General features: G+C 39.4%; 26 protein-coding genes. 15 read left to right on the forward strand and 11 right to left on the reverse strand.

Annotated features, from left to right (window positions below; genetic code table 11):
- The first annotated feature begins 2 nt into the window (after nt 1-2).
- The 12 genes from dapA (at nt 3) to CJ263_RS18210 (ending at nt 12,146) form a co-directional block, all read left to right on the forward strand.
- Nucleotides 3-893, forward strand: coding sequence for a 4-hydroxy-tetrahydrodipicolinate synthase (gene dapA, locus CJ263_RS18155; RefSeq protein ID WP_094998569.1), 891 nt, complete (start codon nt 3-5; stop codon nt 891-893).
- 122 nt (nt 894-1,015) lie between these two features.
- Nucleotides 1,016-1,837, forward strand: a complete 822-nt coding sequence (locus tag CJ263_RS18160; protein WP_094998570.1) for an outer membrane protein assembly factor BamD — start codon at nt 1,016-1,018, stop codon at nt 1,835-1,837.
- Nucleotides 1,838-1,849: 12 nt separating this feature from the next.
- Complete coding sequence (locus CJ263_RS18165; RefSeq protein WP_188669460.1) at nt 1,850-2,182, forward strand: DNA-directed RNA polymerase subunit omega; 333 nt, start codon at nt 1,850-1,852, stop codon at nt 2,180-2,182.
- 5 nt (nt 2,183-2,187) lie between these two features.
- A complete protein-coding gene (coaBC, locus tag CJ263_RS18170; RefSeq protein ID WP_094998571.1) occupies nt 2,188-3,393 on the forward strand; it encodes a bifunctional phosphopantothenoylcysteine decarboxylase/phosphopantothenate--cysteine ligase CoaBC in 1,206 nt (401 codons plus the stop codon).
- Nucleotides 3,386-4,273, forward strand: coding sequence for a type IX secretion system protein PorD (gene porD, locus CJ263_RS18175; RefSeq protein WP_094999308.1), 888 nt, complete (start codon nt 3,386-3,388; stop codon nt 4,271-4,273). Before coaBC ends, porD begins: the two co-directional genes overlap by 8 nt.
- 267 nt (nt 4,274-4,540) lie before the next feature.
- Nucleotides 4,541-6,193 carry a DNA repair protein RecN gene (gene recN, locus CJ263_RS18180; protein WP_094998572.1) on the forward strand — a complete coding sequence of 551 codons (1,653 nt, stop codon included), beginning with the start codon at nt 4,541-4,543 and terminating at the stop codon, nt 6,191-6,193.
- 74 nt (nt 6,194-6,267) lie between these two features.
- Entirely contained in the window at nt 6,268-7,074 is an 807-nt protein-coding gene (locus CJ263_RS18185) for an enoyl-ACP reductase FabI (RefSeq protein WP_094998573.1), read from the forward strand.
- A 47-nt stretch (nt 7,075-7,121) separates the two neighbouring features.
- On the forward strand, nt 7,122-8,138 hold the full coding sequence (locus CJ263_RS18190) for a glycosyltransferase (RefSeq protein ID WP_094998574.1): 1,017 nt from the start codon (nt 7,122-7,124) through the stop codon (nt 8,136-8,138).
- Nucleotides 8,135-9,094: a CdaR family protein gene (locus CJ263_RS18195; RefSeq protein WP_094998575.1), complete on the forward strand. Its 960-nt coding sequence runs from the start codon at nt 8,135-8,137 to the stop codon at nt 9,092-9,094. The genes CJ263_RS18190 and CJ263_RS18195 overlap by 4 nt, the downstream gene beginning before the upstream one ends.
- 84 nt (nt 9,095-9,178) lie before the next feature.
- Nucleotides 9,179-9,763, forward strand: a complete 585-nt coding sequence (gene coaE / locus CJ263_RS18200; protein WP_094998576.1) for a dephospho-CoA kinase — start codon at nt 9,179-9,181, stop codon at nt 9,761-9,763.
- 83 nt (nt 9,764-9,846) lie between these two features.
- Nucleotides 9,847-11,427: a sensor histidine kinase gene (locus CJ263_RS18205; RefSeq protein WP_094998577.1), complete on the forward strand. Its 1,581-nt coding sequence runs from the start codon at nt 9,847-9,849 to the stop codon at nt 11,425-11,427.
- 5 nt (nt 11,428-11,432) lie between these two features.
- Complete coding sequence (locus CJ263_RS18210; protein WP_094998578.1) at nt 11,433-12,146, forward strand: response regulator transcription factor; 714 nt, start codon at nt 11,433-11,435, stop codon at nt 12,144-12,146.
- Between the two features lie 46 nt (nt 12,147-12,192).
- Here CJ263_RS18210 and CJ263_RS18215 read toward each other — a convergent pair whose 3' ends face one another.
- Genes CJ263_RS18215 through CJ263_RS18245 form a run of 7 tightly spaced genes read right to left on the reverse strand, consistent with a single transcriptional unit; the run spans nt 12,193 to nt 18,437 of the window.
- Nucleotides 12,193-12,687 (reverse strand): gluconokinase, encoded by a 495-nt coding sequence (locus tag CJ263_RS18215; RefSeq protein ID WP_094998579.1) that lies wholly within the window; start codon nt 12,685-12,687, stop codon nt 12,193-12,195.
- Nucleotides 12,674-13,600, reverse strand: a complete 927-nt coding sequence (gene miaA / locus CJ263_RS18220) for a tRNA (adenosine(37)-N6)-dimethylallyltransferase MiaA (protein WP_094998580.1) — start codon at nt 13,598-13,600, stop codon at nt 12,674-12,676. The genes CJ263_RS18215 and miaA overlap by 14 nt, the downstream gene beginning before the upstream one ends.
- Complete coding sequence (locus CJ263_RS18225) at nt 13,593-14,450, reverse strand: ion transporter (RefSeq protein ID WP_094998581.1); 858 nt, start codon at nt 14,448-14,450, stop codon at nt 13,593-13,595. The genes miaA and CJ263_RS18225 overlap by 8 nt, the downstream gene beginning before the upstream one ends.
- Before the next feature lie 6 nt (nt 14,451-14,456).
- The gene (locus CJ263_RS18230) at nt 14,457-15,818 is read right to left on the reverse strand and encodes an exonuclease domain-containing protein (protein WP_094998582.1); all 1,362 of its coding nucleotides are present in this window, start codon (nt 15,816-15,818) and stop codon (nt 14,457-14,459) included.
- 44 nt (nt 15,819-15,862) lie between these two features.
- Nucleotides 15,863-16,522, reverse strand: coding sequence for a YggS family pyridoxal phosphate-dependent enzyme (locus CJ263_RS18235; RefSeq protein WP_094998583.1), 660 nt, complete (start codon nt 16,520-16,522; stop codon nt 15,863-15,865).
- Between the two features lie 2 nt (nt 16,523-16,524).
- Complete coding sequence (locus CJ263_RS18240; protein WP_094998584.1) at nt 16,525-17,415, reverse strand: 3-hydroxyacyl-CoA dehydrogenase family protein; 891 nt, start codon at nt 17,413-17,415, stop codon at nt 16,525-16,527.
- Nucleotides 17,416-17,456: 41 nt separating this feature from the next.
- Nucleotides 17,457-18,437, reverse strand: a complete 981-nt coding sequence (locus CJ263_RS18245) for a Gfo/Idh/MocA family oxidoreductase (RefSeq protein ID WP_094998585.1) — start codon at nt 18,435-18,437, stop codon at nt 17,457-17,459.
- A gap of 139 nt (nt 18,438-18,576) precedes the next feature.
- Here CJ263_RS18245 and CJ263_RS18250 point away from each other — a divergent pair, with 139 nt between their 5' ends.
- Nucleotides 18,577-19,218: a protein-L-isoaspartate(D-aspartate) O-methyltransferase gene (locus tag CJ263_RS18250; RefSeq protein WP_094999309.1), complete on the forward strand. Its 642-nt coding sequence runs from the start codon at nt 18,577-18,579 to the stop codon at nt 19,216-19,218.
- Here CJ263_RS18250 and smpB read toward each other — a convergent pair.
- Nucleotides 19,215-19,676 carry an SsrA-binding protein SmpB gene (gene smpB, locus CJ263_RS18255; protein WP_094998586.1) on the reverse strand — a complete coding sequence of 154 codons (462 nt, stop codon included), beginning with the start codon at nt 19,674-19,676 and terminating at the stop codon, nt 19,215-19,217. The two genes, CJ263_RS18250 and smpB, sit on opposite strands and share 4 nt — an antisense overlap.
- Nucleotides 19,677-19,786: 110 nt before the next feature.
- On the opposite strand from smpB, the gene CJ263_RS18260 reads away from it, so the two are divergent.
- Nucleotides 19,787-20,536: a DUF6503 family protein gene (locus tag CJ263_RS18260; protein ID WP_094998587.1), complete on the forward strand. Its 750-nt coding sequence runs from the start codon at nt 19,787-19,789 to the stop codon at nt 20,534-20,536.
- Here CJ263_RS18260 and CJ263_RS18265 read toward each other — a convergent pair.
- A complete protein-coding gene (locus CJ263_RS18265; protein WP_094998588.1) occupies nt 20,514-21,056 on the reverse strand; it encodes a SixA phosphatase family protein in 543 nt (180 codons plus the stop codon). The two genes, CJ263_RS18260 and CJ263_RS18265, sit on opposite strands and share 23 nt — an antisense overlap.
- A gap of 85 nt (nt 21,057-21,141) precedes the next feature.
- Between CJ263_RS18265 and CJ263_RS18270 the strand changes: the two genes are divergently transcribed.
- Nucleotides 21,142-22,740, forward strand: coding sequence for a PorP/SprF family type IX secretion system membrane protein (locus CJ263_RS18270; protein WP_094998589.1), 1,599 nt, complete (start codon nt 21,142-21,144; stop codon nt 22,738-22,740).
- 37 nt (nt 22,741-22,777) lie between these two features.
- Here CJ263_RS18270 and CJ263_RS18275 read toward each other — a convergent pair whose 3' ends face one another.
- Together CJ263_RS18275 and clpB are read right to left on the reverse strand one after the other, a co-directional pair.
- Nucleotides 22,778-23,368: a TetR/AcrR family transcriptional regulator gene (locus tag CJ263_RS18275; RefSeq protein WP_094998590.1), complete on the reverse strand. Its 591-nt coding sequence runs from the start codon at nt 23,366-23,368 to the stop codon at nt 22,778-22,780.
- 110 nt (nt 23,369-23,478) lie between these two features.
- Nucleotides 23,479-26,079, reverse strand: coding sequence for an ATP-dependent chaperone ClpB (gene clpB, locus CJ263_RS18280; RefSeq protein ID WP_094998591.1), 2,601 nt, complete (start codon nt 26,077-26,079; stop codon nt 23,479-23,481).
- Nucleotides 26,080-26,216: the final 137 nt, after the last annotated feature.

Below are 26,216 nucleotides of genomic sequence, written 5' to 3' on the forward strand. Positions count from 1 at the left end.
TTATGGAAAAGTTAAAGGGAACAGGTGTGGCATTGATAACCCCGTTTACGGCTGAAGGCCATGTAGACGTGGAGGCTTTGGCGGAAATAGTCTCTTTTAACATAAATGGCGGAGTGGATTATTTGGTGGCCTTGGGCACAACGGCAGAATCTGTCACCCTAACCAAGTACGAAAAAAAACAGGTCATTGATACCATAGTGGCCGCCAATAATGGCCAATTGCCTTTGGTGATTGGGATTGGGGGCAACAATACGGCGGCTCTCGTAGAGGAACTACAGACCATGGACCTTTCCAGTTTTGATGCGGTTCTTTCCGTTTCGCCTTATTACAACAGACCTACCCAAGAAGGTATTTACCAACATTTTAAGGCTATTTCAGAAGCTTCCCCATTACCCATAATCCTTTACAATGTTCCTGGCAGGACCGGCAGTAACATGTTACCGAGTACTACCTTGCGCCTAGCACGGGATTTTGAGAATATCGTGGCTATTAAGGAAGCCTGTGGTAACATGGTCCAGGTCATGGAATTGATAGACCATAGACCGGAAGGATTTTTGGTACTTTCTGGTGATGACATAACGGCGTTGCCCACCATATTGGCAGGCGGGGAAGGGGTGATTTCCGTCATAGGACAAGGATTGCCCTTGGAATTTTCTCAAATGGTGGGTCTGGGAATGGACGGTAAAAATGATGAGGCCTATCATTTACATTATATGCTACAGGAGGGTATGGGCCTTATTTTTGAGGAAGGTAACCCTGCTGGTATCAAGGCGATATTTGAGATATTAGGTATGTGTCGGGCATCGGTAAGACTGCCGTTGTTGGAGGCTACCCCGGGTTTAAAGAACAAAATAGCCAATTTTATAGCTTCGCTTACAAGAGTTCCTGCATAGACCTTAGCGTTAAAACTAACACAAATCCCAATGGTTTATCTTTAGGTCTCCCTATTTTTGACGGTTTAAAAATGTTTTTTAAATCCATTGATAATCATTAATTTTGCAAAATATTTTTTACAATGAGGCAATTTTTTGTTTTGGGTCTGTTGTTGGCTATGTTACAATCTTGTAGCGAGTATCAAAAAGTACTCAAGAAGGATGATGTGAAGGCCAAATATGATTTGGCCGAAAAATATTATGACGAGGGCGATTTTAAACGGGCCAACCGTTTGTTCGAGCAAATCGCTCCCAAATATGTAGGAAAGCCTCAGGGAGAAAGGGTTATGTTCTTCTTGGCCAACAGTTATTTTGAGCGAGGGGATTACAATATGGCCGGGTATCAGTTCGAACGCTTTATAAAATCGTATCCCAAAAGTGAGAAATTGGCAGAAGCCAGCTTCTTAGGAGCCAAAAGCTATTACATGCTTTCCCCACGATATTCCTTGGACCAAACGGATACGGACAAGGCCTTGGCCAAATTACAGAACTTTATCAACGTGTATACGGAATCTGAATATTTTACGGAAGCCAATGCCATGGCCCAAGAGCTTACAACAAAAAAGGAAAAAAAGGCGTTTGAGATATTAAAGCAGTATAATAGGCTTGGTGAATTTAATTATGACATGCTAAAATCCGCTATTGCCGCCAGTGAGAATTTCATTTCGGATTTTCCTGGTTCCATTTACAGGGAAGATGCTTACTTTGTGAAAGTAGATGCCTTGACCCATTTGGCGATGAACAGTTTTGAAAGCTTACAGCAGGAAAGACTTGCGGAGGCCCGGGAAGCATATAACGTCCTAAAAAAGCAATATCCAAACACGAAATACGAAAAAGAATCCGCTAATCTCCTTGAGAGGATTAACAAGGAATCACAAAAATTCATCACAGAAGAATCAAAATAAATAGTTTTCATTATGAACATGAACGATTTAAAAAACTCCAAAGCGCCCGTATCAACGGTAACCATCAACAGAAACGAGTTTGATGCCCCTACCGATAATATCTATGAGGCCATTTCCATTGCCGCCAAGCGTGCCGTGCAAATCAATTCCGAAATCAAAAAGGAATTATTGGAAAAACTGGAGGAGTTCGCCACCTATAGCGATAGCTTGGAGGAGGTTTTCGAAAACAAGGAGCAAATTGAAGTCTCCAAGTTTTATGAAAAGCTACCCAAACCCCATGCTCTGGCCGTAGAGGAATGGTTGAACGATAAAATTTACCACAGAAATACGGAGAAAGACGCATAGGAACCATGTTGAACGGCAAAAACATCCTCTTAGGCATTACCGGAGGGATTGCCGCGTACAAAACGACGTTTCTTGTTCGTTTATTGATAAAGGCTGGCGCTAACGTTAAGATTGTTCTTACCGAGAGCGCCAGCTCCTTTGTTTCCCCATTGGCCCTTGCCACGCTTTCCAAAAATCCAGTAGTATCCAATTTTGTTAAGACGGAAAACAATACTACGGATTGGAACAACCATGTGGAATTGGGACTTTGGGCCGATTTGATGTTGATTGCCCCGGCAACGGCAAATACCTTGTCCAAAATGGCCAATGGTGCATCGGATAACCTCTTGTTAGCCTGCTATCTCTCCGCTAAATGTCCCGTTTTTTTTGCCCCTGCCATGGATTTGGATATGTACCAACATCCATCGACCAAAAATTCCCTTGAGACGTTACAATCTTTTGGTAATATTATGATACCTGCCACTTCAGGGGAATTGGCAAGTGGCCTCCATGGAGAAGGAAGAATGGCCGAGCCTGAAGATATTGTCACTTTTATCAAAAATTATCTATCGGATGGGCTGCCTCTAAAAGAAAAAAAAGTCCTGATAACCGCTGGACCTACCTATGAGGCCATTGATCCCGTACGTTTTATAGGAAACCATTCCTCCGGATTAATGGGCTTTGAATTGGCGCGGGCGGCGGCAGCTCTGGGTGCGAATGTGGTTTTGGTATCCGGACCTTCAAAGTATGATGTAAAGGATGACGGTATCCGGTTGATCAGGGTGGTTTCTGCAGAGGAGATGTATGAAGAAGCCCATCCCCATTTTTCGGAGTCCGATATTGTGATATGTGCTGCAGCGGTGGCCGATTATAGACCAAAGAACAAATCAGAACAAAAAATTAAGAAGTCCGATACGGATTTGGAAATACAATTGGTAAGGAATAGGGATATTTTGTATTCCTTCGGGCAGGAGAAACAATCGCAGTATTTGGTAGGTTTCGCCCTGGAAACCGAGAACGAAATCGAAAACGCCAAGGAAAAGCTAAAGCGCAAGAATTTGGACGCCATCGTGTTGAATTCATTAAATGACCAAGGTGCAGGATTTGGAGGGAATACCAATAAAATTAGCTTTATAGATACCAATTTGGATATCCAAACGTTTGAATTAAAAACCAAGGCCGATGTGGCCAAGGATATTCTATATGAAATCGTTAAAAGACGTTATGCGTAAGCTGTTTCCCGTTTTAATTCTATTTTTCACCTTTGTTTCGCTTCATGCGCAGGAATTGAACTGTACGGTAACGATAAATTCCGATCAGGTCTCCCAGACCAATCAGCAAATATTTAAAACCTTGGAGCGCTCCTTGAGTGATTTTGTGAACAAGAATAAGTGGACCAATAGGGTCTACAAGGAAAATGAACGAGTCAACGCTCAAATGTTCATTACGATTACGGACTATGAATCTGACCGATTTAGCGGTAATATTCAAATACAGTCCTCACGCCCCGTTTACAATACTTCGTATGAAAGTCCGGTGTTTAATTACAAGGACAATCAATTGAACTTTCAATACATAGAATTCCAACCTTTGGTATTCAATGAAAATGTATTTGAGTCCAATCTAGTGGCCGTAGTGGCTTACTATGTGTACGTGATTTTAGGCTTGGATGCCGATACTTTTTCTTTGGAAGGTGGTACCGATTATTACAGAAAGGCACAGAGCATAGTGACCCAGGCCCAGGGAAGTAATTATTCCGGCTGGGCACAAACTACCGATAGAAGTCGGTTTGAATTGGTAGACAATTTGCTTTCCAATACCTATAAGGAGTACAGGGTTGCCATGTATAATTACCATAGAAAGGGCTTGGATATTTTAGCGGACAACAACAGTACCGGTAAGCAGATTATTGCAGGTACCATGAAATTGTTTGAAACTATGATCAACAGAAGGCCCAATGCTTTTTTGATACAGACGTTCTTCGATGCCAAGTCAGAAGAAATCCAAAATATCTTTTCAGATGGTCCCAAGGTAGATATCGTTAAGTTAAAGGAGACCCTCAACAAAATTGCTCCTTTATATTCCAGTACCTGGAACGATATTAAATATTAATTTTTTTTGGCTAGTTTTTAGGCAACTAGGGTTAAGTGAACTTGTATGTAAAAACATGCATGACACATGAATTTGCTTCTTGCCTTTATATTTTGTTTTTTCCAACAACCAACAACCAACAACCAACAACCAACAACCAACAACCAACAACCAACAATCAACAGCTAATGGCTAAAAGCCAAAAGCTATATTGAACTTGATTCTTGAGTTTGACCTTGAATTTGATAACTGAAATAGATTACCTTTGGGTTTCAAAATTTCAACGATTTGTTAACCAATCTTTCCATCGATAATTACGCCTTAATTGATAGCTTGGAAGTAAGCTTGGAGGCTGGTTTCACGATTATTACCGGAGAAACAGGTGCAGGTAAATCCATCTTTTTAGGGGGGCTTTCCTTGGTTTTGGGAAAAAGGGCCGATTTATCTTCCCTAAGGGACAAGGAACGAAAGTGTATTATAGAGGCGTATTTTCAAATTAAGGACTATGGCTTAAAATCTTTTTTTGAGGAAAACGACTTGGATTATGAGGACAGCACGGTCATACGAAGGGAGATTCTGCCCAGTGGAAAGTCGCGAGCCTTTATCAATGATTCTCCGGTTACCTTGGATGTACTTACTCAACTAGGGGATAGATTGATTGACATCCATTCCCAACATCAGACACTAAGGTTGACCGAAAATGATTTTCAATTAAAATTGATTGATGCCCTAGCCAATAATACAGGTCGCCTTTCTGATTTTAGAAGAACCCTATCCAAATATTCGGCGACCAAAAAAGAACTTAATGAACTTCAGGAATTCCAAAACAATGCCTTGAAGGAACAGGACTATAATGACTTTCTGCTGACGGAGTTGGAAGCGGCACCGCTCAAGGAAGGTATTTTGGAGGAGTTGGAAGAACAGTATGAGCAATTGAACAATGTGGAGTTAATTATGGAAGAGCTTTCCAAGGGAGAGCAATTGATGAACGATGAACAGGTTGGATTGCTACCCCTGTTTTCTGAGCTTAAAGCAACCTTGTCCAGGTTGTCCGGTTTTGGAAAACAGTATGAAAATTTGCATGAAAGAATAAAATCCGTTTTTATAGAAATGGATGACATCAATACGGAACTACAAGGGTTTCAGGATGGTGTGGAATCCAATCCTGCGCTTTTGGAAGAAACCAATGCCAAATTGCAGTTGTTGTACAATCTACAAAAGAAGCATGGGGTTTCAGAGATTTCAGAGTTGATTCAAATAAGGGAGGAGCTTTCCCAAAAAGCTTTTGAAACGGCCCATGTGGACGAGAAAATTTCGATTAAAACCAGAGAGTTACAGGATTTGGAATCCTCCTTGGAAGAACAGGCCCTTGTGCTGAGGGAAAAGAGAAATGCCGTTATTCCCGATTTGAAAAAACAATTGGAATTGGATTTATCACATCTAGGGATGCCCAGTGCTTCGTTTAACATTCGGTTGAATAGTGTAGATTCTTTTAAGACCAATGGTATGGACGATCTTTCCTTTTTGTTTACCGCCAATAAAGGTAGCGACTATGGGGAATTAAAGAAAGTAGCATCCGGAGGGGAACTTTCCAGGATAATGTTAATCATAAAGGCCATTTTGGCGAAGTATGAAAAATTGCCCACCATCATGTTCGATGAAATAGACACTGGGGTTTCCGGGGAAATATCAAATAGAATGGCCGACATCATGAAGGAAATGAGCAAGGACATGCAGGTATTCGCCATCACACATCTTCCGCAAGTAGCTTCCAAGGGAAACCACCATTTTAAAGTATTTAAAACCGATGAGCCAGAAGGAACACGCACCAATATGCGACAGCTTTCCAATGATGAACGTGTACTGGAACTAGCCCAAATGTTGGGAGGTAATGATGTGTCGGATTCGGCACTCGCACACGCCAGGCAATTGTTAAATTAATTCCATCCGCTTAAAATCGGATTGGTATATTTTAAATATCTTTGACCCATTAACAATACTAAGAACCAACAAACATGGCTTATAATCTATTAAAAGGAAAGAAAGGAATCATATTTGGCGCTTTGGATGAAAATTCAATTGCATGGAAAACGGCACAACGTGTTCATGAAGAAGGTGGAACCTTTGTTTTGACCAATGCTCCCATAGCCATGAGAATGGGGCAAATCAAGGAATTGGCCGAGAAGACAGGTTCCGAGATTATTCCTGCAGATGCCACAAATGAGGAAGATTTATCCAATTTGGTGACAAAGTCCATGGAGATTTTAGGTGGGAAGTTGGATTTTGTACTTCACTCGATCGGCATGTCCGTTAATGTTCGAAAAGGTCGTGCATACACCGATGAAAATTATGATTTTACAGCGAAGGGGTGGGATGTTTCTGCACTTTCATTCCATAAGGTAATGCAGTCCCTTTATAAAAACGACGCCATGAACGAATGGGGAAGTATTGTTGCTTTGACCTACATGGCGGCTCAGCGTACCTTCCCGGACTATAATGATATGGCGGACAATAAGGCCTACTTGGAGTCGGTGGCAAGAAGCTTTGGATACTTTTTTGGGAAAGAAAAGAAAGTTCGAGTCAACACTGTGTCGCAATCACCAACAGCAACCACTGCCGGTCAGGGAATCAAGGGGTTTGATGGTTTCATCAACTATGCGGAAAAAATGTCGCCACTTGGTAATGCAACGGCCCAGGATTGTGCGGACTATACCATTTCCTTATTTTCGGACTTGACTAGAAAAGTAACTATGCAGAATCTTTTCCACGACGGTGGTTTTTCCAACACAGGGGTCAGTCAGGAAGTCATAGATAAATTCTAAAAAGGTAATCAGGGATTTCTGGGGCTTTAATTACTTGAAAGTTTGAAATGAATGTATCATTCTCGTTTATAATTCCAGTATTTAATAGACCTGATGAAATTAAAGAACTCTTGGAAAGTCTTTTATTACAAACTTATTCCAAGGGTTATGAGGTGGTCATTGTAGAAGACGGCTCTACAATTCCTGCAAAGGATGTTGTAGATCTTTTTAGGGATCGACTCAATATTTCCTACTATCAAAAACCAAATTCAGGTCCAGGGGATTCCCGCAATTATGGTATGAAATTGGCTCAAGGGAATTATTTTATTGTCTTGGATTCTGATTGTATTCTACCGCCCCAGTATTTGGAGGAGGCTGCAAAAAGCCTCTCTCAGCAATTTGTACATTGTTATGGGGGACCAGATGCGGCCCACCCATCCTTCAGTGATGTACAAAAGGCTATCAACTATGCGATGACCTCTTTTTTGACTACCGGAGGTATTAGAGGAAGAAAGGATGCCGTAAATAAATTTCAGCCTAGGAGTTTTAATATGGGCATATCCAAGGAAGCCTTTGAAAAAACGGGCGGGTACGGGAACATCCATCCGGGCGAGGATCCAGACCTGACCATTCGTATTTGGGAAAAGGGATATGAAACCAAATTGATACCCGAAGCATTTGTTTACCATAAAAGAAGAATCGACTGGAACAAATTTTACATGCAAGTGAAAAAATTTGGACTGGTACGACCTATACTGAACGCTTGGCACCCAAAAACTGCAAAATTGACTTATTGGTTTCCTACCATTTTTATATTGACTTTGTTGGTATCCATTGCGTTCGCTATTTTTGGTTTTAATCCCTTACTTTACTGCTTTATTTTCTATTTTTCCATATTGTTGATAGATGCGATTTTTAAGACCAAAAGTCTAAAAGTAGCTTTTATGGCCCTTTTGGCCACCTTGGTGCAATTTGCGGGCTACGGATTTGGATTTTTGAAGTCGGTAATTTATACTAGGTTCAGTAACAAACCTCCAGAGGTGATTTTTCCAAAATTGTTTTTCAAAACCAAAATTGAGTTGTGATTATAGAAAGAATTAAAGCGGGTCTAAAGAAACGAAAGGTCAAGGTATTCTTGGTCTTTTTATTCTTTTCTTTTTTGGCCTGGTTTGTCAATAATCTGGCTCAGACCTTTGTGGGAATCACTTCCTTTAATTTGAATTATGTGAACGTTCCCCAGGAATTTCTTTTGAAAGAGATTCCAAAAAGCCAATTGCAAGCTAGAATTAGGGCAGTGGGATTTCAATTAATCGGTTTTGGGATTAGAAAGAAAAATATCCAAATCAATCTTGCCGAAGTAAGGAAAAAAAATGATCAATATTTTATTCCCCCATCGGTCTACAGAAGGCAGGTTCAAAGCCAGTTGTCCAACGATATGGAATTATTGGAAATGGACAACGATACCATTTTTGTGAAGTTTACCTCTTTGGAATCCAAAGAAGTTCCCGTTCTACCAAGATTGAATATTACCTATGCAAAAAACCATGCATTAATGGACTCCCTGTTAATTGAACCACGAACAATTACGATAAACGGACCCAAAACACAAATTGATACCATAGAAAGTGTACGTACTTCTTATATGGAGTTGCTGAATGTTGAAACTGATTTCTCCCAAAAACTGACCGTAGTAAAATCTAGGGAGTTGCAGGATACCAATTTCGAACCTTCATCGGTCACAATTTCTGGAAAGGTATATCGGTTTTCGGAACAGGTATTTGATGTGCCCGTAGTGATGAGGAATCTACCGGATAGTGTTCAAGTGAGAATGTTTCCCGATGTGGTTCAGGTAGTTTGTCAGGCACCTTTGGATATTCTTAAGGATATTTCTCCCGAGGATTTTTTGGTGGTGGCAGACTATAACCAGATAGTAGGTGGAGACCAGAATGTTTTGCCTTTGATTCTGGAAGAAAAACCTGAAAATATCAATAATGCCGACCTACGGAGTAAAGAAATAGAATTCATATTGAAAAAGGAATAATGCGCTATGGTATAGTTTTGGTACAAAATGTATCGATTGTATTTTGTGAGGCATGTGACCTTTAAATTATCCAAGAATATACTCATGAAAATAGTTGGACTTACCGGGGGAATTGGAAGTGGTAAGACCACAGTGGCAAAAATGTTTGCAGAACTGGGTGTACCTGTTTACAATTCAGATTTGGAAGCTAAAAAATTGATGCATTCCTCCAAAACTATTAGAAATAAACTGAAAATTTTGTTTGGTGAGTCTGCCTATTTGGACGGAAAATTAAACAGGGGCTACATTGCCAAGTCCGTTTTTAACGATCAGGACTTATTGAAAGCGCTAAACGGCATTGTACACCCGGCTGTGAGAAGACATTTTAAAAAATGGTGCAAAAAACAGGATCATTCTTATGTCATTCAAGAAACCGCGCTTTTATTTGAAAACAGGGCCCAGGATTTGTACGATAAGATAATTTTGGTAGTCGCTCCCAAAGAAGTTAGAATAGACCGCTTGTTGGAGCGAGACCAAAGTACCCGGGAAGACATATTGGCAAGAATGGAGAATCAGTTGGAGGATAAGGAAAAAATACCTTTGGCAGATTTTATCATTAAAAACACAAACCTTGAAAAAACAGGTGAACGCGTCACGGAAGTAAATCGGGCCATCCTTGATTCTTACTAAGACTCGCTTATTTTAACATTTGTGTTAAGGTTTGGTTAAACGTGTTAAGGGCTTCCTTGTAAATAATTAATTTTAACATTATAATGAATAAGAGGTTATTTGTTCTCTTGGTAGTTCTAATGAGCCTTTCTCTCATTGGATTGATTTTCGTTCAAAGTTTTTGGATAAAGAAATCCGTTGAGAACAAGGAGGAGCAATTTTCAAATGTTGTTTCAGAAGCGCTCAACAGTGTTACCAATCAGATAGAGGAGCGGGAGAAAAAAAATTACTTCGATAGGTATCTGTATGCCAAGGATAGTATCGGGGAATTAAAAGAAACCCAATTTAGAAATTTCTTTTTCATAGACCGGGATGTCAATTCCAATGAGATTTTATTGTTCCAACATGGAATATTAGAGGAAAAATATGGCATTTCATCAACGTTCTTTGATAATGGTGAAGAGGGTGATACCACATTCATCAAAAACTATACGAGCAAGCGATCAACTTCTATATTTAAGGAAGACTACGACATAGATGGCAAAAGTTTTCAACTTACTCCTATACAACGAATCGAGAAGATAGGTGAACTGAGCGAAATGGATAAGATGGCTATTGAGGATTTGTTTATGACCGAAGCCAAAAGAGTACCCATACATAAGCGGGTTTCCAAACAGGAAATTGAACTGTTGCTTCAAAGAGAGTTGGAAGATAGGGGAGTGGATATTGGTTTTGAATACGGAGTTTATAGCAATGGCTTGCCCACAAAACTAAAATCGAGGAAATTTAAATATTCCGAAGCAAATATTTATAAATCGCCATTGTTTACGGATTTTGAAGGGATATCCAATTTTGATCTTTTGGTTTCGTTTCCGAAGAAAAAGCGCTTTTTGGTACAATCCATTTTGGGTCTTGCCTTATTGTCATTGTTGTTCACCTTGATAATTGTCATCGCCTATTCTGGGGCCATATATCAATTGATTAGACAAAAACAGATTTCCGAAATAAAATCGGATTTCATCAACAACATGACCCATGAGTTCAAAACACCCATTGCTACCATTAACTTGGCGGTAGAGGCTATTAGAAACCCCAAAGTGATTGCAGATCAGGAAAAGGTCTCTAGGTATTTGCAAATGATTAGGGACGAAAACAAGCGAATGCACGCACAGGTTGAAAATGTACTCCGAATTTCCAAATTGGAAAAAAACCAATTGGATATTAGTAAGGATAGGGTCGATGCCCACGACATAATAGAAGACGCAATTACCCATGTAGAGCTCATTGTGCAGGATAGGGGAGGATATATAGAAACCCATTTGGATGCAGAACGTTCCGAAGTTTTGGCCAATGAAATGCATTTTACCAATGTAATTGTGAACATATTGGACAACGCGATTAAATACTCTATAAATGCCCCTAAAATAGATGTATTTACGGAGGTCGTTAAAAATAATATAGTAATAAAGGTTCAAGATCAGGGAGCAGGAATGAGCAAGGCCGTATTAAAAAGAGTTTTTGAGAAATTTTATAGAGAACACACAGGAGATATTCACAACGTCAAAGGTCATGGACTTGGGCTTGCGTACGTAAAAAAAATAGTAGATGATCATCAAGGGGAGGTATATGCGGAAAGTGAAAAAGATAAAGGAAGCACTTTCTACATTAAACTGCCTTTAATTTAAAAATTATGGAAACAGTAAATAAAAAAATACTTTTAGTAGAGGATGACCCAAACTTTGGAATCGTTCTTAAGGATTATTTGTCCATGAACGATTTCGATGTGACTTTGGCGAAGAATGGAATGGAAGGATTTGAAAAGTTCAAGAAGGATAATTTCGATATCTGTATTCTAGACGTCATGATGCCCTATAAGGATGGGTTTACCTTGGCAAAGGAAATAAGGGAAAAGAATGAAAATGTTCCTATTGTTTTCTTGACGGCAAAAACAATGAAGGAGGATGTTTTAAAGGGATATAAGGCCGGTGCCGATGATTATCTTAACAAACCTTTTGACTCTGAAGTTCTTTTAATGAAAATTAGGGCCATACTTCAAAGAAAGGCGTCGAGCAGTTTGGCGGATAGTAAGAAATTTGAATTTGAGATTGGTGGTTTTCATCTAAATTCAAAATTGAGGTTCTTAAAGTATAAGGATGAGGAGTCTATTAAATTATCCCCGAAAGAAAACGAACTTTTACGACTTTTGGCACTACATGAGAATGATCTGATGCCCCGTGAATTGGCTTTGACGAAAATATGGAGGGATGACAACTATTTCACTTCAAGAAGTATGGACGTATACATCGCCAAACTTAGAAAATATCTAAAACGGGACGAAAATGTGGAAATCTTGAATATACATGGTGAAGGTTTCCGTTTGGTAATCAAAAACGAAGACGAGTAGTATAATTCTATAACATAAAGAAAAAGCACCCTACAGGGGTGCTTTTTTAGTTTTTAAGCTGGACAATTGCTTGGGATACTATTTCTTCCGGAGTTTGATCAATTGAAATTATAACAGCGTTTTCAGGTTCTTCCAAGGTTTCAAATTGCGATTTCAATAAATCCTTGGGCATGAAATGCCCTTTTCTTTGGCTTAGCCTGTTGCTAATCTGTTCCAAGGAACCCTTCAAAAAAAGAAAGGTAGTGGTTTGTTCTATGTCCTTTCTTAGGATTTCCCTATACTTAACCTTTAAAGCAGAACAAACAATTACGGCACCTTCTTGTTGGTGCTCCTTTCCCAATTCATTTAAGGTATTTAACCAACCTATCCTATCTTCGTCGTTTAGCGGTATGCCTTTCGACATTTTATCAATATTGGACTTTGGATGATAATGGTCACCATCAAAAAATGGATATCCCAGTTTATCGGCCAAAAGTGAACCGATAGTAGATTTCCCACTACCGGAAACCCCCATTACATAAATAATTTTAGGTACGTTCATGTTGTAATTCCATAACGGCTTTATCCATCATGGCTAGAATTTCATTTTCTTTATAATTATAATCGACATAGAGCGTTTCCAGACTCTTTTTGAACCAGGTATTTTGTCTTTTCGCAAACCGTCGGGTGTTTTTTTTAATTTCGGAAATGGCGAAATCCAGTGTCCAGTTGCCATCCAAATACTCAAAAAGCTCTTTGTACCCAACCGTTTGTAGCGCATTTAAATCTCTAGTGCTTTTTAATAATTTAACTTCATCAAGAAGACCTTCCTTCATCATAAGGTCAACCCGTTCGTTTATTCTTTCATAGACCACAGTCCGGTCGGCTTTTAAACCCACCGATAAAACCTTAAAATTTCTTTTATCCTTTGGCTTGTTTAAAAAACTGGAGTACGGCCTTCCCGTACCTATACATATTTCCAAGGCCCTAATGAGTCTATGCGGATTATGAATATCGATTCTGTTATAATGCTCAGGATCCAATGTACTGAGCATATTTTGCAATATTTCGATGCCATCATTCGTTAATTGTTTGTTCAGGTTTTCACGGATACTCTTACCTACTTTTGGAAATGCATCCAGTCCTTTGGTAATTGCATCCACATAAAGTCCACTACCACCAACCATGATGACAACTTCATGGTCTTGAAACAGTTCATCCAATTTTTTTAAGGCATCCTTTTCAAAATCACCCACCGAGTAAGGTTCATGAATACTCTTGTGTTGAATGAAGTGATGAACCGCACTGGTTAGCTCATGTTTTGTAGGTACCGCTGTACCAATTGACATTTCCTTGTAAAATTGACGGGAGTCCGCCGAAATAATTTCCGTATTAAAATGATTCGCCAAAAGAATGCCCAACCTCGTTTTCCCTATGGCAGTTGGCCCTGTTACGGAAATGAGTACTTTATTCATTTAATATACTTCCACAATTATAACAATGAGTGGCATCGTCCCTATGTCCTTCTTTGGCACAAACGGGACATGCTTGGGTATTTACGTGCACAAAATGTTCCACACTTTCGTCGCCAGATCCTTTTTTGGAACGTTTTCCAAATTCAACGGTTACGATTCCCGTGGGTACCGCTATTATTCCATAACCCAATAACATTATTATGGTTGCAATGAGTTGACCCTGCGGGGTAATGGGTGCTATATCGCCATATCCCACTGTAGTTAGGGTAACAATGGTCCAATATATACTGGTGGGGATACTGGTGAAGCCGGCTTCATCCCCTTCCACAATGTACATAAGAGTACCCAACATTACAGATAATATAAGTACAGCAAAAAGAAAAACCGTAATTTTTGCCCTACTTGCTTTTAACGCACTTTTTAATTGGGATGCCTCCCCTAAAAACTGAACCAGTTTTAATATCCTGAAGACTCGAAGCAATCGGAAAGCGCGGACTGCCAATAACACCTGCGATCCCGCCAAAATATAGGATAGATAAAGCGGAATGGTAGACAAAAAATCCACGATTCCATAAAAACTGAAAATATATCTGGTGGGTTTCTTTATACAGATAATCCTGGCAAAATATTCAATGGTGAAGAGAATGGTAACGATCCACTCCAAGATTAACAATGTATTATGGTATTCCGCATCAATACTTTTGACGCTTTCCAACATAATTAGGAGAACACTAAAAAGTATAAGGATGATCAGAAGAATATCGAACCACTTTCCCATAGGGGTGTCCGCCTCATAAATAATCTCATGTAGCCTTTGTTTCCAACCTATATTTTTCTCCTCCTTGTCCAATGATCGTTACAATGGAATGGTTTTTAGTATTTTTTTCTTTCTAAGGTAGGACTCGACAATAAAATTGGCATTTGTTGTCCCATCCATGGGCGTTATCAAGGATTCTAAGATATGAATATTATTTATTTGATGATTTAGATCATAATAACCAACCCCCACTAAAGAGCCCTTTCTAATCATAATGGCAGCATTCTCGCCAATTTGACGACCCTTATCGACCAGCAATATATTCTTATTCTTAAGGGTATATTTATGCAGTGCTTCCATGACCCTTGTGTTATAGTCTCCCTGGTCTTCCTTTTGAATACAGGCACCTTTGCATTTTCCTTCGGAAAAATTGGAACAGCTTCCACGTGCCTCACTAATTCCATTTACCTTATCACAAAGATTAAATTCCTTAGTAATCTTGAATAAATGGTTTTCGGCACTGAATTCACCATTGAAGTAGCCCCAGGAATCAGGACATGAATTTATTTTGGATGACCTTAATTCCAAGTACCCATGTTCATTTTTTGAAAGGCAAAGCGTATGGGAGAACATTCGTTTTCTGGGTATTGAATTGTATTTAGGCCTATTTTTTAAAAGTTCCTGATATTCCTTCAATTGTGCCACTAGTTCACTACCCGTTTTTTCAAAGGTAACCTTTCTGGTGTCCTTTGTCAGTTTTCTTACACGGTCACTTGATTGGGTAAACAATTGATTCACCCTTTTTTTGATGTCGTTGCTTTTACTCAGGTAAATGATATCCCCATCTTTATTGTGCATATAAAATACCCCCGTTTCATTGGGCATATTTTGAACAATATCCAATTGTTTTTCGGACAGTTCACCATGGGCTTCCTTTCGGATAACGTCCTGTATAATTTTCTTTTCCGAATCCTTGGCCAATAAGAGTTTAAACAATTTTACCGTAGCCAAGGCATCGCCGTTGGCCCGGTGACGATCACTTACTGGGATTCCCAAGGATCGTACTAATTTTCCTAAACTGTAAGAATCGGCATCCGGTAAAAGAGCTTTGGACAAATCTACGGTACAAAGGCTTTTTCGCTCATAATTATAACCCAACCTCCTGAATTCCGTTCTTAGGATTCTATAATCAAACTGTGCATTATGGGCAACAAGTACCGTCCCCTCCGTGATTTCCACAATCCTCTTGGCTACTTCATGGAACTTAGGGGCTGTGCGAAGCATTTTGTTGTTAATTCCCGTAAGGTTGACTACAAAGGGTTGAATTTCCTTTTCTGGATTGACCAAGCTAATGAAGGAGTCTATTACTTCATGTCCATTGAATTTATGTATCGCTATCTCCGTGATACCTTCCTCATTAAATTTCCCTCCGGTCGTTTCTATATCCAGTATAGCGTACATAAAAATATTTTCAGTCTGAATTCCAAACGCTTTTGTCCTTTGCGCTAGTTATAATTTCGACTACCAAAGATACTACTTCCAATTCGCACCATGTTACTACCTTCCTCAATGGCAATTTTATAGTCGCCGCTCATACCCATGGAGAGAATGGAAATATGTGTCAAGCTATTCTTCAAGTCTTGGAAAAGCTTGTTTAATGATTGAAATTCCCGTCTCACTTGATCCATATTGTCTGTAAAGGTGGCCATGCCCATTAAACCTTTAATTCTGACGTTTTCCAATTTTTCGAATTCCGGGTTGCTAATCAGTTCCTTGATCTCATCTGCGTCAAAACCAAATTTGGTGTCTTCTTCTGCAATATGCACCTGCAATAGGCATGGAATAACCCGCTCGTGCTTTTTTGCTTGTTTATTGATTTCCTTTAATAATTTAAGACTGTCTACTCCATGGATCAAGGCTACATATTCGGCCATATACTTTACCTTGTTTCGCTGTACATGTCCAATCATATGCCATTCGATATCCTTGGGCATTTCTTCCCATTTTTGGGTCATTTCCTGCACCTTGTTTTCCCCAAAAACCCTATGCCCACTATTATAGGCTTCTAAAATATCTGAAAAAGGCTTGGTTTTGGAAACGGCGACCAAGGTCACATTCTCTGTCAGTTCCTTTTTTATGGATGATAATTTTTCTGCTATGGACATATTTACAATTTAAACTGATTCGGAACTTTTTCGGCCTTATTACTTTGGGAATAATCATAAAAACCTTCCTTGGATTTAACACCCAATTTCCCAGCGGTAACCATGTTCACCAATAGGGGGGAAGGAGCGTATTTTGGATTTTTGAATCCGTCATACATGACGTTCAAAATAGAAAGACAAATGTCAAGCCCTATAAAATCGGCAAGCTGTAATGGCCCCATAGGATGGGCCATTCCCAATTTCATTACGGTGTCTATTTCCAAAACACCGGCAACCCCATGATGCAGAGTCTCTATAGCTTCGTTGATCATGGGCATTAGAATTCTATTGGCTACAAAACCCGGATAATCATTGACTTCCGTAGGCGTTTTTCCCAATTTCTTGGATAATGCCATGGTTTGTTCAGTGGTTTCGTCCGAAGTATTATAACCACGAATAATTTCCACTAAGGGCATAATGGGGACCGGATTCATAAAATGCATACCGATTACCTTGTCAGGTCTTGTGGTTACCGAAGCAATTCGGGTAATGGAAATCGAGGAAGTATTGGTGGCCAAAATGGTTTCCGGTTTACAAATTATATCCAGTTTACCAAAAATATCCAGTTTTATTTCTAATGTTTCTGATGCAGCCTCCACCACAAGGTCTACCTCGCTTGCTCCATTTTTTAAATCGGAAAAAGTGGTAATGTTGTCAAGAGTAGCTTTTTTGTCTTCTTGAGATATTTTCTCCTTGGCCAACATGCGGTCCAAATTTTTGGAAATGGTGGAAACCCCTCTTTCCAAGGCCTTTTGGTCAAGGTCTATTAGATTTACTTTATATCCATATTGTGCAAACACATGGGCAATTCCGTTTCCCATGGTCCCAGCACCTATTACCGCAATTTTTTTCATAAACTAGTTTTATAGGAAAATAGGATTTTAGACTTGAAATATCAACCCAAAACCGTTTTGTTTTCAAACGCATCAATAATCTGCAAAGCTACCTTTAAGGCTTCCGTTCCTTGTTTCAAGGTAACCTGCGGAGTGTTGTTTTTTTGGATGGCTTCGGCGAAGGACTCCAATTCGTCCAAGATGGCATTGTTTTCCAAAATATCGGGGTTTTCAAAATAAATCTGCTTTTTAACCCCTTCCGCATTCTGTAAAATCATATCGAAATCCCCAGGCACTTCCGGTGCATCCTTCATTTTAACCACCTCCACTTTTTTCTCAAGAAAATCTACGGATATGTAGGCATCTTTTTGGAAGAATCTAGATTTACGCATGTTTTTTAAACTGATTCTACTGGCCGTAAGGTTTGCAACACAGCCGTTTTCAAATTCCAATCTGGCATTGGCGATGTCAGGGGATTGACTCAATACGGAAACCCCACTCGCATTGATTCCGACAACCTTAGATTTCACCACACTAAGTATTGCATCTATATCATGTATCATCAAATCCAAAACCACAGGTACATCCGTTCCACGAGGATTAAATTCTGCCAACCTATGCGTTTCAATGAACATGGGTTCCTTTATGGATTCCCGTACCGCCATGAAAGCCGGGTTGAAGCGTTCCACATGGCCCACTTGACCCTTAACACCATACTTTTCCTCCAGTGCCAACAGATTTTCGGCTTCATCCAAGGTATTGGTAATGGGTTTTTCAATAAAAACATGTTTGCCCTTTTCCATGGCCTTTTTGGCACAATCGAAATGGGATAGGGTAGGGGTCACAATATCCACGACATCTACGGCATCGATCAAGTCATTTAAATGGTCAAAATAAGCATATCCAAATTCGGCCGCCACTTGTTTCCCATTTATAATGTCCGCATCAAAAAAACCTATTAGTTCATATTTTTCAGACTGATTAAGCAATCGTAAATGAATTTTACCTAAATGTCCGGCCCCTAAAACCCCTACTTTGAGCATGCTTCTACTTTTTCATCAAAAATACACATAGTTTACAAGTTTCAGTAGGAATGTAAAATCCATTTTTGACATTTACTGTTTGGTCAACTTCTTTTCTATGGCAATCTTTTATAACTTTGAGAACCAAACCAAGCTAAAATTGAAAGATACCTATAGACACAAAGGCATGCGCAATCAATTGGCAGAATTGCTGATGGAAAAAGGCATTACGGATACAAAGGTCCTGAATGCTATTAGAGAGGTGCCCAGACATCTTTTTATGGACAGTAGTTTTGAAGGTCATGCCTATCAGGACAAGGCGTTTCCCATTGCGGCGGACCAGACGATATCGCAGCCTTATACGGTGGCGTTCCAAACAGAATTATTGCAATTGGAACCCAACCATACCGTGTTGGAAATTGGCACCGGTAGTGGTTATCAAACTGCAGTTTTATTAAAATGCAAGGCCAAAGTGTATACCATTGAAAGACAATTGGAGCTGTTTAAAAAAACTAACCTATTTTTTAAGAAAATGGGATACCGGCCCAAAAAGTTTGTATTTGGTGATGGCTATAAAGGTCTTCCAGAAGATGCGCCATTTGATCGGATTATTGTTACCGCCGGGGCACCGGAAGTGCCCAAGGCATTGATGTCCCAATTAAAAGTAGGAGGCAGGCTCGTGATACCGGTAGGTTTTGAAGATCAGATCATGACCTTGTTAGAAAGAACATCGGAAAAAGAATTCAAGAAAACCGAGTATGGTTCCTTCAGGTTTGTACCCTTATTAGAGGATAAAAACTAAGAATTGAAGCTTTTTTTGATTCGGTCTAAATTTCGCTTATTGTCCCTGTCCCTTATGGTATCTCTCTTGTCATAAAGCTTTTTACCCTTAGCTAAAGCAATTTGCATTTTGGCTAGTCCGCGATCATTTATAAAAAGGGACAAGGGCACTATGGTTAGACCCGATGCCTTAACTTCTTTATGAAGTTTATTTAGCTCTCTTTTATTCAATAATAGTTTTCTTTCAGCCTTTGGTTTGTGGTTGAAATGGTAGGCATGGGAATACTCGTCTATTTGCATATTGATCACAAAAAGTTCTCCCCGGTCATTAAACTCGCAAAAACTTTCTGCAATGGAAGCTTTTCCATATCGAATGGACTTTATTTCCGTACCTGCAAGTACGATTCCTGCAGTATAGGTATCCAGTAACTCGTATTCGAAACGAGCCCTTTTATTTTTAATATTTATTTTATTCTGCATGACTTACAAAAGTAAGGACAAATAAATAATCCTGTGGAACCATATAAAAATTTAAAGTGCTTATTTTGTAATGAATCCATGTTTTTAACGATTATCATTTAAAAAAATACATGAATAGAGTATTCACAATCTTGATATTAATTGGCCTACTGGGTTGCCAAGAAGACAAAAAAATACCCTCGGCCCAAGAAATAGTGGATAAAAGTATCCAAGTCAGTGGTGGAAAAAAGTATGGGAATTCCAATATTGAATTCGATTTTAGGAAAATTCATTATAGCTCTGAATTGGAGAATGGCCAAAAGGTGTTGAAACGGCGAATAGAAAATGATACTGCCGTTATTTTGGACGTGAAGTCACCTTCCGGTTTTGAGCGATATATAAACGATAGTCTTGTCGTACTAGCGGATACAACGTCAAATAAATACGCTAATTCTGTCAATTCCGTTCATTATTTTGCCTATTTACCCTATGGTTTAAACGATAGGGCGGTTCAAAAAAGGCTTTTGGGAAAAGTGGATCTAAACGGAAAAAGCTACTATAAAATCCAAGTTACCTTTAAGGAAGATGGTGGGGGCGACGATTTTGACGATGTATATATCTATTGGTTCAATGCCGATACATTCAAACCTGATTATCTGGCCTATGAGTTTCATGTGAACGGTGGCGGACAGCGTTTTAGGGAAGCCTATAATGAACGGTATGTTGGTGATATCCGATTTGTGGATTATAAAAATTATAAACCCAAACTGGAGAATACGACCATCTTTAACATAGACAGTCTTTACCTAAATAATCAATTGGAATTGCTTTCCAATATCGCATTGGAAAACGTACAGGTTAATCAGGGCAGTTACAATTAAAAATAAGCCTACTACTAGTTGCAATACCGTCAACAATGGTGACAATGAATAAGGTCCCGTTTTCATTGTCATCTATTTGGGTGTATTTATCTTCACCCAATAAAAGATTGACGAATTCAGGTGTAGTATTGCTATGACCAACTACAAGTACATTCTTATTAAGATTGTCCTTTTTAAATTGATCTATATCCAAAATTCTAGGATCATAATATTGAACATCGATGTTCTTTTTTACAGAGGTGGGGGCAGCGGTCATCGAAGTCCTATTGAAATTAGTGGAATAAATAGCATCCAAATCTACTTCATTTAAAATTTCAGCCCAATGCATGGCTCTTCCCAATCCCTTTTGGCTAAGTTCAGGGTCGGGGTCTTCTGGATTGGTTCTATCCTTCTCGGCATGCCGTATGAAATAAAAAGTAGAAATACCGGCATCTTGGTTTGGTTTTTCAGTGGGATTGTCTTCCTTGCAGGAAATAAATGACAATAAAAGAAAGAATGAAAGAATCTTTAGTAATTTCATGGTTTAACGTTAACAATTACTTTTATACAGAACTAAATTTACTTTAAAATAGTACGTTTCAACGCTATTTTTTGTTTTTTTGCATATGAATAAATTTTGTGGGGCACTTCTTATTGTATTTGTAGTTGTTGGTTTAAACGCCCAGGATGTTGAACTTCCTAGTGATTATAGGCAACACAATTTGATGGAATACAATTCCAGTCTACTTAATCCCGCATTTGCGCTCGACAGGAACAATCCTTCTTCAGTTGCTTTTTGGTCCAGATGGCAGTGGCAGACCCTTGATGCCGACCCTACCAGTTTATTCTTGAACTACTCCCATAGATTAAACGATATTTCTACGGCAGGTCTTGGATTCTTTCAACAGAATACGGAAATATTCATAAATACAGGAATCATTTTAAACTACGGCTATACCATTACCTTAGGCGAGCGTGCAAGTCTAGGGGTAGGAATCAACATTTTAGGATTTCAGCAAAAATTGGCGGATCAAAGATTTTTTATTCCAAACCCCATACAAACTGAAATTACCGATGATTTCGTAGTTCAAATGGCGCCAGGTATTAATGTGAAAATAGACCGATTTAGTTTGGGTTTGTCCTCGGAAAATCTAATGGACTATAATATCAGCACTAATGAAAGAAACACCAGTACCGACGGTCGAATTTTTCTCGCTTTGGCCAGTTATGAATTTCAGGGTGTAATTCAATCTGATGAAAATTCTATTTTACGACCATCCATTTACTATAAATCTATCCCAGGATTTGATGCGCAGTTAGGAGCATCAGCCTTGCTTTCTACCAATAAATTCTGGACACAGATTGGATACAATAGCTTCTACGGAATCTCAGGTGGAGTAGGAGGAAGATTTTTTAAGCGATTTTCCCTCGGGGCTCTGGTAGAATTTGGTATATCCAACGATTTAAAAGGTACAGACCCCACTTTTGAATTGGTGACCGCTTATAAATTAGGGCCTTTATCCTCAGAAGAACGATATCCACAAGATGAATTGATAGCGGAGGAAACCATTGAGAAAGAATTGACTCGTGCTGAGAAATTAGCTAAAAGAAAAGAGGAGAAGGAACAGGAACGATTGGCCAAATTGCAACAACAAAGACAGAAAGACTCTATCAGGGAAGCTAGTAAATTGGCAGATTTGGCCCTTGAAGAATCTAAAAAGCAAGACCAAAGAAAAAGGGATTCTATTGCAGAGGCTAGCGAAAAAAAGTTATTGGCAGAGGCTCAAGCCTTGGAACGCCAAAGGGTGTTGGATTCTACCGAAGCTGTTAACAAGGCCAAGGAAGAAGCTTTGGCCTTGGAAATTCAAAGAAAACAGGATTCTATAGCCCAAGTAAAATTGGCCGAGGCCGAAGCTCTAAAAAAAGAAGTGGTAACACCCGAAAAAGGAGAGCGCTACGAGGAAGTAGCCAAACAAGGTTCCTTGGAGCCCGGTTATTATTTAATAGCTAATGTTTTTGGCACTAAGCGCTACTTTGATGCTTTTATGGCCGATTTGCAAAAGAGAGGTCTCAGTCCGGGATCATTCTATAGGGAAACTAACAAATATAACTATGTGTTTTTGGCAAGATATGATTCCATCTCTGAAGCACGAGCCGCAAGGGATTCCAATTTTGGAGGAAAGTATACCGATAAAACTTGGATCTTTAGAGTTGTAGGGGAATAAAATAGACTAAAGAACAAAAGGATATGTGGAAGGGGAGTTATAACTCCCTCCTCACCAAAACTTCCAAGTAAGTAATAGTATTTAACAAATACTTTCTGTCCTTTGTTATGGTCGCCATGGAAATGGCACCCTGAATCATAGTATATAATTGTTTGGCAAATTGAAGTGGTGTAACAGGGATTTTAATTTCATCCTTATTTACACCATTTTCCAGAACCAGGGCTATTTTTCCTTCAATCTCCTTTATGGTTTCCCTAGCGGCCGCTGCCAATAATGTATTGTTATGCTGTGCATCCACACCAACGTTAAGTACCGGACATCCACTCATGGGGTTCGTAAAAGCATCATATTGCTTATAGAAATCCATTAGACTTTTTAGCTTGTCCAAGGACGAGCCTGATATATTAAGGACCTCGTCCAAAGCATTTAGCAATATCTTGCTATTATGTTCAAAGGCAGAGAGCGCCAAAGCCTCCTTATTTTCAAAATTACCGTAGAGTGCGCCTTTAGTTAAACCCGTTGCCTCGGTGAGATCGCTCATACTAGTGCCTATATAGCCATGTTTATTGAATACAGGGGCAACTGTTTCAATGATATAGGCAGTGGTTCTTTCAGCTTTGGTGGACATATTCGGCTATTTTTCACGAAGATAAAAAAACAATACTGTATGGTATATCTAGCAGATAAAAAAAAGCGCCCTAAATAATTTTTAGGGCGCTTAACTAACTAATTATCAATTTATACTACCAAATCATTTTGATTTCTAAATACAAGTTCGTCATCAAAGGCATCCAAGAGAATTACACTATCGGATTTGATTTTTCCGCTTAAGAGCTCCTTGGACATATTGTTAAGAACCTCTTTCTGAATGGTCCTTTTTACCGGTCTGGCACCAAATTGCGGCTCATAGCCTCGTTCCGCCAAATAGTCAATAGCTTCATCGGTTGCATCCAAAGTGATATTTTGTTTATCCAACATTTTCTTCAATCCTTCCAATTGAAGTTTCACAATCTCACGTATATCTTCCTTGTTTAGGGGTGTAAACATAATGATGTCATCAATTCTATTTAGGAACTCCGGTCTAATCATTTTATTGAGAAGTCCCAGGACCTCCACCCTTGCCGCCTCGGATGCACTGTGTATATCGGTTGAATTTTCAAACTTCTCTTGAATTATCTGACTACCCATATTACTGGTCATAATGATAATGGTGTTCTTGAAATCGGCAACACGTCCCTTATTATCCGTTAACCTTCCCTCATCCAAAACCTGTAGAAGAATATTAAACGTATCTGGATGTGCCTTTTCAATTTCATCCAGCAAAACAACGGAGTAGGGGCGTCTTCGCACGGCTTCTGTCAATTGCCCTCCTTCATCATAACCAACGTAGCCTGGAGGTGCTCCTACCAATCTACTTACGGAATGCCTTTCTTGGTATTCGCTCATGTCTATTCTGGTCATGGCATTTTCATCGTCGAACAAGTATGAGGCCAGTGTTTTGGCCAACTCCGTTTTACCAACACCCGTGGTACCTAAGAACAGAAAGGAACCTATTGGTTTTTTCATATCTTGCAAACCTGCCCTACTTCTTCTAATGGCATCAGAAACCGCCTGAATGGCTTCATCCTGACCTACGACCCTCTTATGCAACACATTTTCCAGATTTAGGAGCTTCTCACGTTCACTCTGTAGCATTTTGGTTACAGGTATTCCAGTCCATTTCGCTACGACTTCGGCAATATCCTCACTGGTTACTTCTTCTTTAATCAAGGTACCTGCATTTTGTTGCTCAGCGAGCTCTTCCTGCAGTTTTGCCAGATTTTCTTGGGCATCCTTGATTTTACCATATCTAATTTCAGCCACTTTACCGTAATCCCCGTTTCGCTCGGCTCTTTCCGCCTCCGCCTTATAGTTTTCAATATCCATTTTAGTTTTTTGGATGTTGTCCACTACGGATTTTTCAGTTTCCCATTTGGCAAAAATCTCGTTACGTTCTTCCTTAACATTGGCTAACTCTAAGTTCAGGGACTTTAGCTTTGACTGATCGTTTTCTCTTTTTATCGCTTCTATTTCAATCTCAAGTTGCATAATTCTTCGGTCCAACACATCAAGTTCCTCAGGTTTGGAATTGATCTCCATTCTTAATTTAGAAGCCGCTTCGTCCATAAGGTCGATTGCTTTATCGGGCAAAAACCTATTGGTAATGTAGCGTTGGGACAGTTCTACGGCAGCAATTACCGCTTCGTCCTTGATACGTACCTTATGGTGCGTCTCGTACCGTTCCTTTATTCCCCTAAGAATGGAAATGGCACTTTCCGTATCGGGTTGATCTACCACAACCTTTTGAAAACGACGTTCCAATGCCTTGTCCTTTTCAAAGTATTTTTGATACTCATCCAAAGTCGTGGCTCCAATGGCCCTAAGTTCGCCCCTCGCCAAAGCGGGTTTTAGAATATTGGCGGCATCCATTGCTCCTTGACCACCACCAGCACCTACCAACGTATGAATCTCGTCAATAAACAATATGATATTACCATCAGCACTGGTCACTTCCTTAATAACAGCCTTTAATCGTTCCTCAAACTCCCCTTTGTATTTGGCACCAGCAATCAGGGCACCCATATCCAAGGAATAAATAACCTTGTCCTTTAGGTTTTCAGGGATATCGCCTTGAACGATTCTGTGGGCCAGACCTTCGGCAATAGCCGTTTTTCCCACTCCAGGTTCACCCACAAGCATGGGGTTGTTCTTGGTCCTTCTGGATAGAATCTGTAGCACCCTTCTAATCTCTTCATCCCTTCCTATAACCGGGTCCAGTTTACCACTATCGGCCAATTCATTAAGGTTTTTGGCATATTTGTTTAATGAATTATAAGTTTCCTCCGCACTTTGGGAAGTCACATTGGAGCCTTTTCTCAATTCATTGATAGCGGCAACCAAATTCTTCTCGGTCACCCCTTGATCTTTTAGGATTTGGGAGATTTTACTTTTTGACTTGAAAATAGCCAATAGGAGATGCTCTATGGAAACATATTCATCCCCCATATTTTTAGCGATTATAGAGGCTTCGTTTACCGATTTACCCGCCTCTCTGGAAAGCATAATGTCTCCACCTTGAACCTTAGGAAAGGAATTGAGTTCCTTTTCTAAAATCTGTTTAATAAGGTTGGCATTGAGTCCCAATTTTTTGAATATAAATGGAACCACGTTTTCTTCTACCTCTGTAATAGCTTTAAATAAATGTTCGTTCTCTATTTGTTGATGCCCCAATGATTGGGCAATTACCTGAGCCTGTTGTACAGCCTCCTGTGATTTTATGGTGAAATTATTAAAGTTCATATGGATTACTTTTATTTTGAATATTACTTTTGTAAGGAAATGGGCAACAATCCTACCAATTGAATCAACAAGACAAAATGTCCTGTAATTTCAATATTTTCAAGACATAAAGTCAGTATCGGATTAATATTTATAGC

This window comes from Maribacter cobaltidurans, assembly GCF_002269385.1.
Taxonomy (GTDB): domain Bacteria; phylum Bacteroidota; class Bacteroidia; order Flavobacteriales; family Flavobacteriaceae; genus Maribacter; species Maribacter cobaltidurans.